The organism is Pseudomonas lini (assembly GCF_964063345.1).
Classification (GTDB): domain Bacteria; phylum Pseudomonadota; class Gammaproteobacteria; order Pseudomonadales; family Pseudomonadaceae; genus Aquipseudomonas; species Aquipseudomonas lini_B.
On sequence record NZ_OZ061318.1, the window covers coordinates 5,183,266 to 5,195,978 of the forward strand.

14 protein-coding genes are annotated in these 12,713 nt (G+C 58.8%); 8 read left to right on the top strand and 6 right to left on the bottom strand.

What is annotated here, in order from left to right:
- Complete coding sequence (locus AB3226_RS23515; protein WP_367374820.1) at positions 1-1,833, bottom strand: di-heme-cytochrome C peroxidase; 1,833 nt, start codon at positions 1,831-1,833, stop codon at positions 1-3.
- Positions 1,834-2,100: 267 nt separating this feature from the next.
- Here AB3226_RS23515 and AB3226_RS23520 point away from each other — a divergent pair, with 267 nt between their 5' ends.
- The 8 genes from AB3226_RS23520 to AB3226_RS23555 all read left to right on the top strand — a co-directional run bounded on the left by AB3226_RS23520 (position 2,101) and on the right by AB3226_RS23555 (position 6,937).
- Complete coding sequence (locus AB3226_RS23520) at positions 2,101-2,814, top strand: FKBP-type peptidyl-prolyl cis-trans isomerase (RefSeq protein WP_258616085.1); 714 nt, start codon at positions 2,101-2,103, stop codon at positions 2,812-2,814.
- A gap of 293 nt (positions 2,815-3,107) precedes the next feature.
- Complete coding sequence (locus AB3226_RS23525; protein WP_367374821.1) at positions 3,108-3,563, top strand: YkvA family protein; 456 nt, start codon at positions 3,108-3,110, stop codon at positions 3,561-3,563.
- Between the two features lie 111 nt (positions 3,564-3,674).
- A complete protein-coding gene (locus tag AB3226_RS23530) occupies positions 3,675-4,016 on the top strand; it encodes a helix-turn-helix domain-containing protein (RefSeq protein ID WP_030131674.1) in 342 nt (113 codons plus the stop codon).
- Entirely contained in the window at positions 4,013-4,384 is a 372-nt protein-coding gene (locus AB3226_RS23535; RefSeq protein ID WP_007898892.1) for a hypothetical protein, read from the top strand. The genes AB3226_RS23530 and AB3226_RS23535 overlap by 4 nt, the downstream gene beginning before the upstream one ends.
- Entirely contained in the window at positions 4,385-4,792 is a 408-nt protein-coding gene (locus AB3226_RS23540; protein ID WP_367374822.1) for a sel1 repeat family protein, read from the top strand.
- 489 nt (positions 4,793-5,281) lie between these two features.
- Positions 5,282-5,614 (top strand): hypothetical protein, encoded by a 333-nt coding sequence (locus tag AB3226_RS23545; RefSeq protein ID WP_367374823.1) that lies wholly within the window; start codon positions 5,282-5,284, stop codon positions 5,612-5,614.
- A gap of 184 nt (positions 5,615-5,798) precedes the next feature.
- Positions 5,799-6,104 carry a transposase gene (locus tag AB3226_RS23550; RefSeq protein WP_229801896.1) on the top strand — a complete coding sequence of 102 codons (306 nt, stop codon included), beginning with the start codon at positions 5,799-5,801 and terminating at the stop codon, positions 6,102-6,104.
- Positions 6,101-6,937 (top strand): IS3 family transposase, encoded by an 837-nt coding sequence (locus AB3226_RS23555; protein ID WP_367372336.1) that lies wholly within the window; start codon positions 6,101-6,103, stop codon positions 6,935-6,937. Before AB3226_RS23550 ends, AB3226_RS23555 begins: the two co-directional genes overlap by 4 nt.
- A 137-nt stretch (positions 6,938-7,074) precedes the next feature.
- On the opposite strand, the gene codA is transcribed toward AB3226_RS23555, so the two are convergent.
- The 5 genes from codA to AB3226_RS23580 all read right to left on the bottom strand — a co-directional run bounded on the left by codA (position 7,075) and on the right by AB3226_RS23580 (position 12,683).
- Positions 7,075-8,319: a cytosine deaminase gene (gene codA / locus AB3226_RS23560; RefSeq protein WP_367374824.1), complete on the bottom strand. Its 1,245-nt coding sequence runs from the start codon at positions 8,317-8,319 to the stop codon at positions 7,075-7,077.
- Positions 8,320-8,332: 13 nt separating this feature from the next.
- Positions 8,333-9,604: a cytosine permease gene (codB, locus tag AB3226_RS23565; protein WP_367374825.1), complete on the bottom strand. Its 1,272-nt coding sequence runs from the start codon at positions 9,602-9,604 to the stop codon at positions 8,333-8,335.
- A 314-nt stretch (positions 9,605-9,918) separates the two neighbouring features.
- Positions 9,919-10,749, bottom strand: a complete 831-nt coding sequence (locus AB3226_RS23570; protein WP_367374826.1) for an alpha/beta fold hydrolase — start codon at positions 10,747-10,749, stop codon at positions 9,919-9,921.
- 241 nt (positions 10,750-10,990) lie between these two features.
- Positions 10,991-11,347 carry a 6-carboxytetrahydropterin synthase QueD gene (gene queD / locus AB3226_RS23575; protein ID WP_003173033.1) on the bottom strand — a complete coding sequence of 119 codons (357 nt, stop codon included), beginning with the start codon at positions 11,345-11,347 and terminating at the stop codon, positions 10,991-10,993.
- 256 nt (positions 11,348-11,603) lie between these two features.
- Positions 11,604-12,683 (bottom strand): patatin-like phospholipase family protein, encoded by a 1,080-nt coding sequence (locus AB3226_RS23580; protein ID WP_367374827.1) that lies wholly within the window; start codon positions 12,681-12,683, stop codon positions 11,604-11,606.
- Between the last annotated feature and the right edge of the window lie 30 nt (positions 12,684-12,713).

Genomic DNA, 12,713 nt, shown 5'->3' on the forward strand with positions numbered 1-12,713 from the left:
TCAATCCTTTTGACTGAGGCGGCGGTCTGTCAATTGCGACTCCATCGGGCCGCCCAATACTTTCAGGTATTCCAGCAGCGCCCAGCGTTCCTCCGGCTGCAGCAGGCGACCAATGACGCCGTTGCCGCGCTCGCCTGCGCGGAACTCGTGGCCGCTGTTGTGGTTGCCGGTGATACGCGTGTCGAACACAAAACCGTTGGTGAAGGCTTCGGTGCGATAACCCAAATGTTTGGGGTCGTATTCGAAGGTGCCCTTGTAGAACGTGGTCGCGCGTTCACTTTGTGGCGAGAGCAGTTGATAAATGCTCGGTACCGAACCGTTATGCAAAAACGGCGGAGTGGCCCAGACACCTGCCAATGGTCGAGCTTTATAGCTACGCAACTCTTGAACGCCGATCGGCAGGCCGAATCCGTCCAGGTTCGGGCGCTCCGCGGCTGTCACATTGGCTTCGCGGTAGGCCTGGTTGCTCACGAAAGCAGTGACGTAAGCCAGTCCCTTGGCCACGGATAACTGGCTCATATCCAATGGTTCTGTGGGTTTGGGATGCAGTTGTACGTCCAGTTGCGCAAGCTCTGCCGGATCCCACTGCAAGGCCGTCAGATCGAAGCGGTGATCAGCAATATTGTTGGCGGCGCCGGCGTCTGTGCCAATCACCTCCACAGGCAGTAATTTCAGATGATGCACCGGTCTGCCGTCGCTTTGGGTGACGCGGGGTACATGGCACCCGGCGCAGTTTTCAGCGAATAGTTCGCGGCCTTTTGCGGCCAGGGGCTTGTCGATGTTGCCCAACAGGGCTTCCGGCCAGGCGGGCGGTTTGAGTCGTTGCAGGGTTTGCTCGATCTGGTGCAGATCGCGCACCCGGACGCTGGACGGGTAGCGGTCGTCGCCCTTGAGCGGCTGCCCGCTGCTGTCGAAGAAATTCAGCGTGGCACCCACGCCCAAGGCCTCACCGATATTACGGGCCATCGGTTGCTGCGCCGAACCGTTCCACTGCACCCAGTCGAAGGTCCACATGTCCCACAGTTGCGGGTAGTCCACCGGTGCGTTGGCCACGCGGTAGTTGGCGGGTGAAATCGCGTCGCCGAAGCTGGCATTGGCAATGCGCCCGAATGCATCGGTGCGGCCAGGTCCCTCTTCGGTGGGGTAGAGGCCGCGGTGGGTGTCGTTCCAGGCCACTTTCAAGAAGGTATCGAGTGAGACTTTAAAATCCTGGCGTAGTTGTTGATGCCGTGCGTCGTAGTCCTGACCCAGAACGTTGCGGGCGAAACGTTCGAATTTCCAGGGGTTGTAGTAAGTCGAGGTCAGACTCGCGACCAGTGCTTGTCCGAAACTGCCACCTCGCAGCGTAGGAACGCTGGATGGCAACACATGCTGGGCCGAGCCGCCGTCGATACGCACAGCCTGACCATTGAAGCGCAATTCGCCCGTGTGACAGGCGGCGCAGGTGATGTCCAGAAACTCGTCCTGGCTGCCGGGGTTTTGATGACGGGCAAAACCGACGGGCAGGTTACCGGGATTGTTTGGCGTGGCTTTCTGGCTCGGGTCGATCAGAAAACCAAAGCGTGCGAGGTATTCAGGAGCGGCGAATCGTTTTTGCGAAAAGGGCAGTTCCAGGGCGTTGAACCAGTCATAGCGCAAGCCTTTGACCTGGGTACCTTGAGGTGTGAAGTAGTAAGCCTGTCGGTCGGCGGCACTCCATTGCTCCAGGTAATTCACCTGTTGCGCCGGTGACCAAACCGGTAGTTTCGGGTTGGCGACGTAATACAGCACTATGGCGAGGCCTAGCCCCAGTAATACTGCGATCAGAATCAGCAAGCGGAATATGAGGCGCAAGATAAACGTCCTTGTCAATTTGTAGCTCTCTTATGCCTCACCGGACGAGGTGCGGCAAGAGGCCATTACGCCAGAGGCTGTGGGAACCCCCCTAAGTCTGTAAGAGCCAAATGACAGAAGCTTCATCCTTCTATGGCCGAAATGCGTTTAAACACCTGAACTTATCAGACGTTTCCTGCTCTCATGCCGGTAGCCATTGGTCGTGGCGGCCTGATAAGCTCGCGGCTTTACTCGATTGCCCTTTAGGCGCATGAACAAGGAAATAGCATGAAACAGCATCGGTTGGCGGCGGCGGTGGCCCTGGTTGGCCTGGTACTTGCGGGTTGTGATTCGCAGACCAGCGTAGAGCTGAAAACCCCGGCGCAAAAAGCTTCCTACGGTATCGGCCTGAACATGGGCAAAAGCCTTGCTCAGGAAGGCATGGATGACCTGGATTCCAAAGCGGTAGCCCAGGGCATCGAAGATGCCGTCGGCAAGAAAGAACAGAAGCTGAAAGATGAAGAGCTGGTTGAAGCCTTCGCCGCACTGCAAAAGCGTGCTGAAGAGCGTTTGGCCAAGATGAGCGAAGAGTCGGCAGCCGCCGGCAAGAAGTTCCTTGAAGAAAACGGCAAGAAAGCAGGTGTCGTCACCACGGCTTCCGGCCTGCAATACGAAGTGGTCAAGAAAGCCGACGGCGCTCAGCCTAAGCCAACCGACGTAGTGACTGTTCACTACACCGGTAAATTGACCAATGGCACCGTTTTCGACAGTTCCGTCGAGCGCGGCAGCCCGATCGATCTGCCGGTCAGCGGTGTGATTCCGGGTTGGGTCGAAGGCCTGCAACTGATGCACGTTGGCGAGAAGTACAAACTGTACATCCCTAGCGAGCTGGCTTACGGCGCCCAAAGCCCAAGCCCGGCGATTCCAGCCAACTCGGTGCTGGTATTCGACCTGGAGCTGCTGGCCATCAAGGATCCAGCAAAACAAGACGCCACCAAGTAATTCGCGTCTGCTCGAAAAACAACGCCTCGCTTATGCGGGGCGTTGTTGCATCTGGCGTTCAGGGAAGGTAAACAAAGCGAACGGATGCGGTACGCTGGAGTCATAGCCAGTGAGAGCGTTTGGCTAGACGGACCGAGGCGCCAAGTCAATGAATTCTTGGGTTTTTTTATGTGAGTAAAAAACGCCCGATCTGAGTCAGGCCCTTATGAAACGGGGCTTTCAGCGATGAAATGCAGCTCTGTTCACAAGGTTATCCACAATTTGTGTGGATAACATTTCAGCGGGAGGAACAAATGAAAACGCCCTGGAATTTCGCTCGTTTCCTGCCTCTGGCCGGACGCCTGCTCGCCCGTGGTCGTTTGCCGACCCTGCTGTTCGCTGTTGCCAGCAAAGGCGCGAGCCAGGGCAGTCGCCTGGGCAAACTCAAAGATGATCTGCGTTTGTTGCAGGCACTCTGCCTGGCCTACTGGCGTGGCGAGTACCGGGCCATCAGCCCAAAAGCACTGGTCTCGGTGGTGGCTGGCCTGATGTATTTCCTGAGCCCGGTGGATGCCATCCCGGATTTCATCCCGGTATTCGGCATGCTCGACGACATTGCCGTGCTGGCCTGGTTGATGAAAGTCCTCGATGACGAACTCAACGCCTTCCGTGCCTGGCGCAAGCGTCAGTTGCCGGAAAAGCTCGCGGTGGTCGAACGCCTGCCTGATACCCCGGAACAACTGCAGCTTCAGGGCCCAAAAAAAACCTGAACCGATTCAGGATCATCCATATTCATACCCCCGCGACCTTGGCCGCTGTTAGGATTACACTTCTAGGGAAAAGCGCCGACTCGCTAAGTGTCGTTGTCCTACGGGGTAGTCATGGATATTCAGATAATTACACGCGAAGGCGAACCCGAATATGCGGTTCTGCCATGGGCTCAGTATCAGGCTCTACTGAAAGCAGCAGGCATCAAGCAACAACCACCGCGCGACGCCACAGTGCCTCCCGCGGCAGCACCAGACCAGATTCTTCCGGGTCTGGATCAACTACGCAATTTGCGCGAAGGGAAGGGCATCGCCATTGAGGCGCTGGCCCGCACGGTAGGCATCAGCCCGTCATATCTCGCCTTGATCGAAAGCGGTGAGCGTCAACCCGACGCTGCTATTCGCCGCAGCCTCGCCTGGGAATTGACGGTGCCAGGATGGAGGGATGAATCGTGAGCGTACGCATCAGTCGTCAACATTGGGATGGATTGCTGGGGGAGCTGGATCAGGCGCGTCGTCAGCGCCATCTTTTGACTTATCGGGCGTTGCTGGAGCGTTTGCAGCTACCCACGCCGGCCATGCAAACCTTGACCGCAGCGCTTGAGCACCTGGCCGCGCTGGATGCCAGAGCCGAGCAGCCGTTGCGCAGCTCGCTGGTGATCAGTCAGGGCGCCAGCCGCTTACCGCGCACCGGTTTTTTCGAATGTGTCGAGCGCCTCGGGCGCTTCTCCGGACCGTCCGATGGCGTGGCTGCCGCGTCCTGGCATGCCTCGGAAGTAGTGCGGGTGTTCGAATACGAGTACCCCGAGTCGGCGGAAGCCTGAGTGTTTTTAAGACTCAAGGCGCGGGCCAGTTACTGGCTGGCCCGCCGGTTGTTCCACTGGTCGTGGTTTGTGCATCAGCCGCGAGGCTGGAGTTGGCTCGAGGGCCAGTTCGCGCGTATGGCGAACCTGGGTGATGTCGGCGCCCAGAGCTTCTACGGCCACATTCTGACCTTTCGCGGCGTCGGTCTTGGGGCTCGCGAGGAAGGTGTGCGATTACTGCGCCTGGCCGCGTTGGCGGGGGATGGCAAGGCAGCGTATCAGGTTGGTGTGATCAGCCTGGCCGGAACGCCGAGCAAGGCGCCGGATCCGGCTGAAGCGGCTCGCTGGTGGGAAATGGCAGCGAAAGCAGGGCATCCGTTGGCCGAACTCAAATTGAAAGAATTGGCGTCTCGTGGTTCTGCGGATTAAATAATTGTGTGTCTGACAAATTAACGTGGTGAGAGGGAAACCTCTCGCCACGTTTGCGTTTTTGCCTGCTTGTTGATTAATGGAGTGGCTATTAAGAGAATCGGCCTACATCCACATCATCCTTTCCTGACTTCTTTCCTGATCGATCCCCCGCAAAGTCTCGCGCGTTTATTACCGGGCAGATCCATCGGAGATTTCCTTCAAGTTGTAGCGGTTTTCATGAACTGGTGCGAAATGCGCTCCATCGATAGTCTTGGGGTTGTCACTGCAAATTCAGTGACAGGGCGTGGAAGCCCTTCTATCGTTAGGCGCATCAAGCGCCACCAGTTCGGCGTTTTTTATCGTCTGTGTTTTATGGTGGCTGTGCGCGGGGCGCTTTCGAGTGCGCCAGGTGCCTAACGTCCTGGTCTTCCACACCTGCGTACAGCCACCACCTATTGCGTGGAAGTGATTTCTGGCGGCTCCAATCCATACGTTAGGAGTCAAACAATGACGGCTATTACCCCTGATCCACCCTACGAAAAACCAATTCCTCACCCCAAAAACCGCTTCATGGCGCTCACCAGCAACTGCAACGACATGCCCACGCTGTTCGTCCATACCCACGCGCCGCTCGATATTTTGACCGACGCTGCCAGCTATCGAATTCGTGCCGTCACCCAGGTGCTCGAAAACCTGTCCATGCGCGGCTCTGTCGAGTGCGACTCGATGATACTTAGCGACTTTGCCTTGCTCTGCGCCATTCCACTGCGCGATGGGTGTGATGTGCTGGATGTGATTGGGCGACGGTTGCGGGCTCGGCCTTCGGGCGATGTCTCGTGACGGATTAGTCCTGGAAATTTGCGGCGACTGAGCGGGCCTCTTCGCGGGCAAGCCTCGCTCCCACAGGTTTGTGTCGTTTGTGAATATTGCGTACGACACAAAACCTGTGGGAGCGAGGCTGATCTGGCCTAATAATTCCGGACACCTCTTAAGGGCGATATGATTTCGCCAATTTGGAGGTTCCATGAAAGAAAGAAGAGTCTTTTCCCGCGAGTTCAAACATCGTGCAGCCAGCATGGTGATTGATGACGGTTGTTCGGTACAGGAAGTCTGCGCGTCGCTGGACATTAGCGCCACCGCGTTGCGGCGCTGGGTGGATCAGGTTCGCAAGGAACACAAGGGGCAACCGGTTCAAGGCACCAAGGCCATTACTGAGGATCAGCGCCAGATTCAGGATTTGAAAGCCAAGATCAAACGCATGGAAATGGAAGCCGAAATCTTAAAAAAGGCTACCGCTCTCTTGATGTCGGATCCCGATCGTTTTCGATGATCGCGGAGCTAAGAGAGTCATTCCCGACCGCCATCCTGTGTCGCGTTTTCGATGTGAAGCGCAGCAGCTTTTACGAATGGCTACAGCGTCTCTCGCGGCCTAAGATCGAGCGCGAAGAGCTCAAGGGGAAGGTGGTCGAACTGCACAGCGAAAGCCGGGAAGCCATGGGGTCCAGAACGATCAGCAAGCATCTGCAGGCCCAAAACATAGCGGTCGGAAGAAGCCTTGTTAAAGCCCTGATGAGGGAAGCCAACATTGTCAGCAAACAACGCCAGCCTCATCCATTCAGGTCCAAAGGAGTTGAAGCATTTGTCGCGCCCAACCTGCTCAAGCGCAATTTCAAGCCGACCGCGGTCAATCAAGTCTGGTGTGGCGACGTTACAAGCTTGATGGTAGGCAAGCGCTGGGTTCATCTGGCCATCGTGATCGATTTGTTTGCTCGTCGGGTCATTGGTTGGGCATTTTCGCTGGTCAATGACGCCAACTTGGTGAGTAAAGCGCTACGCATGGCGACAGAGCTTCGAACCTGCCCACCTGGGTTGATGTTCCATTCGGATCAGGGCTGTCAGTACACCAGTCGCAAGTTTCAAGAAGAGCTGATGCGCCATGGCATTTTGCAGAGCATGAGTCATCGCGGGCAGTGTTGGGACAATGCTCCAACGGAACGCTTTTTCGGCACCCTGAAGTCAGAATGGGTCCCTCGCAACGGCTACAGCACGAGCGAGGAAGCACAAACCGATATGGTGCGTTTCTTCATGTACTACAACCGCACCAGGCTCCACAGCTACAACAACTACCTGTCGCCAATAGCTATGGAGCTAAAAGCGGCATAAACACCGTAACTGGTGTCCGGGATTACTTGACCAGATCAAGCCCGCTCCCACAGGTTTTCTATTGTTTGCAAATTTTGCATTCAACACAGATCTCTGTGGGAGCGGGCTTGCGAAGAGGCCCGCCAGTCAGCGAAAACTCAGAGCTGATCCACCCATTCCACCACCGGCATCTGCCGCTTCATCAACACCTTGCCCCCGCGAACCGAGTACAGCGGCAAACCCTGACTACGAATCACCTCATAATCACTGTCCGCCGACAGAATCAACAGATTCGCCGGTCGCCCTTGTTCCAGCCCATAACGATCGCCCAGGTTCATGGCCTTGGCGCTGTTGTCGGTCACCAGATCCAGCGCACTTTGCAGATTGCGATAACCGAGCATGTGGCAGATGTGCAACCCAGCCTCGAGTACCCGCAAAATGTTGCCGTTGCCCAACGGATACCACGGGTCGACGATCGAGTCCTGACCGAAACACACGTTCATCCCCGCTTCGAGCAACTCATTCACTCGGGTCACGCCACGGCGTTTAGGGAAGCTGTCGAAGCGTCCTTGCAAGTGAATGCTTTCGGTGGGGCAGGAGACAAAGCTGATCCCCGAATGCCCGAGCAGCCGAAAGAGCTTGGCGCAGTAGGCGTTGTCGTATGAACCCATGGCCGTGGTGTGGCTGGCGGTGACGCGCGAACCGATGTCGCGGCTGCGGGCCTCTTCGGCCAGCACTTCAAGGAAGCGTGAGTGCGGGTCGTCGGTTTCGTCGCAATGCACGTCCACCAGACAACCGGTGCGCTCGGCCAGGTCCATGAGGAACTTCACCGAACTGACGCCCTGATCTCGGGTGTACTCGAAATGCGGAATGCCCCCGACCACATCGGCTCCCAGGCGGATCGCTTCTTCCATCAGCTCTCGGCCGTTGCGGTACGACTCGATGCCTTCCTGTGGGAACGCGACGATTTGCAGGTCGATCAGATGACGGCTTTCCTCGCGGACTTCGAGCATTGCCTTGAGCGCGGTCAGTTCCGGGTCAGTGACGTCGACGTGGGTGCGCACATGCTGAATGCCATGGGCGGCGAGGGTCTGGATGGTCTTCTTGGCGCGGGTCTTGGTGTCTTCCTGGGTGATGGTCGCCTTGCGCTCGCCCCAGCACTCGATGCCTTCGAACAGTGTGCCGCTCATGTTCCAGCGCGGTTCGCCGGCGGTCAGGGTGGCGTCGAGGTGAATGTGCGGCTCGACAAAGGGCGGCACCACCAGATTGCCGCCGGCGTCCAGGTCATCCGGCCCCAGGGATGGGGCTTCAGTTTGCCGGGCGATGCTGTGAATCAGGCCGTTTTCCAGGTGCAACTCATGCAGGCCTTCTTGGTTGCGCAGGCGGGCGTTGATGATGTGCATCGGGCGAATCCTTCTAGAGATCTTGGAGTGGTGCGTCGGCGGTACGGGCACCCAGTACCCCGGTCAATAGCACATACGTTAGCGCGGCGGCGGCAATCCCTACCAGCGGCGCGACCCACGGTGAACTGAATGCCGCGACTGTGCCGACGGCATAAGCGCTCAGTCCCGGCCAGTTGAACGCGGGCAACCGTGTGTCGGCCAGGCGCGGGTAGCGGCGCCGATAGCGGAAGAAAAAGTCCGCCATGATCACTCCGCCAATCGGCGGAATGACCGTGCCCAGCAGAATCAGGTAAGGCACTAGCATGTCGTACATGCCCAGCAGTGCCAGCAGCGTGCCGATCACCGCGCCGGCCAGGGTCACGGTTTTGCGCCGGCCGGTTCGCAGCAGGTTGCAACCGGCAACGGCGAAGTTGTAGATGGTGTTGTCCTGGGTGCTCCAGATGTTGAGCAGCAACATCGCCATCGCGGCCATGGCGAAGCCTTGCAACAGCAGCACTTCGACCACGTCCGGTTGCTGATAGACGATGGCGCCGTAGGCACCAATCAACACCATTAGACCGTTGCCAACGAAGAAGCCGATCAGGCTCGCCAACACCGCTACCCGCGCCGAACGGGAGAAGCGTGTCCAGTTGGTTGCTTGCGTCGCACCGCTGACGAACGTGCCGAACACCAAGGTAATCGCGGTCGACCAATCCAGCGTTCCTGTCGGAACCACCGCGAGCAAGCCCTCGAGCCCGCCGACCTTCACCGTGGCGACCCACATCGACAGCATCAGCAGCAACATCATGGCCGGCACGGCGATATACGACAGAATCTCCAACCCGCGATAGCCGATGTACGCCGTGGCACAGAAGCCCAGGCCGAACAGCACCATCAGCCCCAGAACGGTGCCCTCACTCAGTTCGAAATACTTGCCCAGCACCACAGCCGCGGTCGCCGTGCCCCAGGCGTACCAGCCGATCTGGGTGAAACCGAGGATCAGGTCGCTGAGTTTGCTGCCGACTTCACCGAAGCAGAAACGTCCCATCAATACCGAGTTGAGGCCGCTCTTGAAGGCGATGTAGCCCAGTCCCGCGGCGTAGATCCCCAGCAGCAGATTGCCGACGATAATCACCGCCATCATCTCGCCGAAACTGAACGCCACGCCAAGCTTGCCACCGGCAAACATGGTCGCGGTGAAGAAGGTAAAACCCAGTAGCACCATGGCGGTGGAGGCAAGTCCCTTGCGGGCATGCATCGGCACTTCGCTGAGGGGGTAATCGTTGCCCGAATCGTTCTGCGTCATATGGCGTTCCTTGCTGGATGGAGGACGCGGGGGGTGTTGCAGTGCTCGTGCCAATGGCGCGAAGGTGTTGTTATTTATAGACGAGCAGGCGGATTTGGCCCGAAGAGGGCTCGAAAGCGGTGCAGTTGACGGAACACAAGACTCATGTGGGAGCGGGCTTGTGGCGAGGGGGCTTGCCCCCGTTGGGTCGCGAAGCGGCCCCGGCATCTCACAGTTCAACCGCAGGGTTTACGACTGCTTCGCAGCCGAACGGGGCGATGCGGCGTTCCGACAAGCCCCCTCGCCACATCGCTCCCACATTTGATTCGGTTTTTTCAGGGGGATTTGTGCAGGGGCAAAAACCGCAATATCGCCGCCACAATCGCCTCCGGCGCATCCTCCTGGACCAGATGCCCGGCATTGGTAATGGCGTGAAATTGCGACCCCGCAATCATCTGATGCAGCGCCTGGCCGCGCTCAATGGGAATCCACTGATCGTCTTCACCCCAAAGGATCTGCACCGGGCAGCGAACCGTCGGATACAGCCCTTCGACTTCGCGGGTATAACGTTCATCCATCTGCGCGATCTGCCGGTAGAACGCCGCTTGCCCCGGATCTCCGAGCCAGGGCCGCACGTAGGGCGCCAGCTCATGATCGGGAATCTCGCGCTTGATCGCGCCACGAATATAGGTCGGCACAATCGCCTGCTGAATGTAGTCGGGCAGTCCACTGAACGCCGCTTCATGCTGACGCACATGCTGTACGAACGGCGAACCCCAGGGTGTCAGCGCCACCGGGTCGATCAGCGTCAGGCTGCGGTAATCCTTGCCATTGAGCAGATGCGCGCGCAACGCGGTGGCTCCGCCGAAATCGTGGGCCACCACGTCTGGCCGTTCCAGGCCCCAGTGCTCCAGCAATTGCGCCAACAGTTGGTTTTGTACGCCCAGCGACACATCGCCGTCCGGCTGAGTGGATTGCCCGTAACCCAGCAGATCGAAGTAGTGCACCCGGTGCGTGGTGATGAAGTGCGGCGCAATCCGGTGCCACACATAAGACGAGAAGGGCGTGCCATGCACGAACACCAGCGGCGGACCGTCGCCACGCACGGCGTAGCGCACGGAGTGCCCGTTGAAGCGATAGGTCTGAGCCAGCGGCCAGTCAGCCATGGGAGCGTCCTCTTGGCATGTGCGAGCCAAGAAGCATAGGCATAAAAAAACAGCCATTGAAGGCTGTTTTTATATTCACTGACGAAACGCAGTTCTTGTGTGGTCGGGCTTGTGTGGGAGTCGGGCTTGCCCGCGATGCAGGCGGCTCGGTTTAACGTCGAACCGGGTTGATGCCATCGCAGCGGTGCGGCGATCCGACAAGCCAGCTCCCACAGGGATTTATGTTGTGCTTGGGGTCAGTTTACTCACCGCGATAGATGCAACCGCTGGTGCAGGTCTCATGAATGCGAATCGCGCTGAGTTCCGGCAGCAGGGGTTTCAATTCATTCCAGATCCACTTGGCCAGCACTTCGCTGGTCGGGTTTTCCAGGCCAGGAATGTCGTTCAGATAGTTGTGGTCCAGACGCTCGTAGAGCGGCTTGAAGATCGCCTTGATTTCCGAGAAGTCGCGGATCCAGCCGGTGTGCGGATCGAGGTCGCCGCTCAGGTGAATTGCCACTTTGAACGAGTGACCGTGCAAACGACCGCACTTGTGGCCGTCCGGCACGTGGGGCAGGCGGTGGGCGGATTCGAAGGTAAATTCTTTGAAGATTTCCACAGTCATGTTCAGCTCTGTTCAGATGGCGTTCGCCGCAGCGATTCGGGCAGGTGGCGAGTTTACCAGCTTGCGTTTGGCGATGCGGGAAAACACTGACCAGTGTCCTGTCTCACCAATACGTTCCTCTTTTGGCGGGTGGCTTTTGTCGTCAGGCAAGGCGCCGCGACGAGTCATAGCCCGCTATGGCGAGGAGCGGCAACGCAGCATGGCGACAACAGCCGCCGTCAAAAAGGAACAGTATTGGCGAGACAGGGCACTAGAGGGTCAGCAAGCGCTCGCCGAGGCGACCGTTGGCGGCCAGTTCAAGGAACTCATCGCCCAGACGACGGCTTTCATCCATCGTCGTGCGCCAGTATTTCTGCCGGCTCGGGGCGTCGCCCATGAAACGCTTGAAATCGTTACGGTCCGGCAGTTTGCCGTAGGGCAGGCGCGACAGATATTCCTTCGACGGCGCCAGCAACAGAACATCCTGCAAACGCGCCGGGCAGGCGCGGCGCCACGGTAGGGTCTTGTCGAACCAGCCGGGAATCACTCGATCAGTGAAGTGCGGATAGAGCACGATGTCGTTGCCGCTGTAGGGCAGGTCGAGGTGATAGTCCAGCAGACCGCCATCGCGGAACGTCCCGGCGCCGGCACCCGGCAGGTCGCGCACGCCTTGCATGACCATCGGGATCGAGCCCGAGGCGAGCAAGGCCTGGTGCAGGTTGCCGGCATCCAGCGCAACGAAGCGCGACGGGAAGTCATTCAATGCGTTGACCGGTGGCGCCAAGCGCGGGTCGTGGATGATCAGCCGCTCGAAATGCCGCGACAGCCGCGCTCGTCCGCGCAGGTTGTCGGCGATCACCGACGACAGCCCCAGCCCCAGCCGACCACGATGATCGTCCGCCAGCAGGCCGTGACTTTTGACCAGCATGATGTTCAGTCGGTAGTGGGCGTTATCCAGAATCGATGCATCGCGGCCGTCGAGCAAGTCATCGAGCATGCGCCGGGAGCTCTGGCTGATCTGCGCCATGGTCACGCCCTTGGCGAAATTCTGCTCGGTGTACAGATGACCGAGGCGGCGGATGCCGTCGGCGGCATCCGGAAGGCAGGCGCTGGCGAACCGCCAGGAACCCACCGACGCGCCGATCAGCGAACGCTCCCGGGGCGCCGCCGGCAGCCATTCGCCGAACAGCGCCAGATCCAGCCCCTGAATCCCCAACGCTTTCGGGCCACCAGCGGCGCCCGGCAGCGTGCCCACATCGGCGGCGCTCAAGCCATTTGCCCGGATGCGCGCCAGGGCACGCGGGCCGGCCTTGATAGTCAGGGAAGGGAACTTGATGTGGATCGCGGTCATACCGGTCTCGATGTCTGGCAGGCGGGGGAT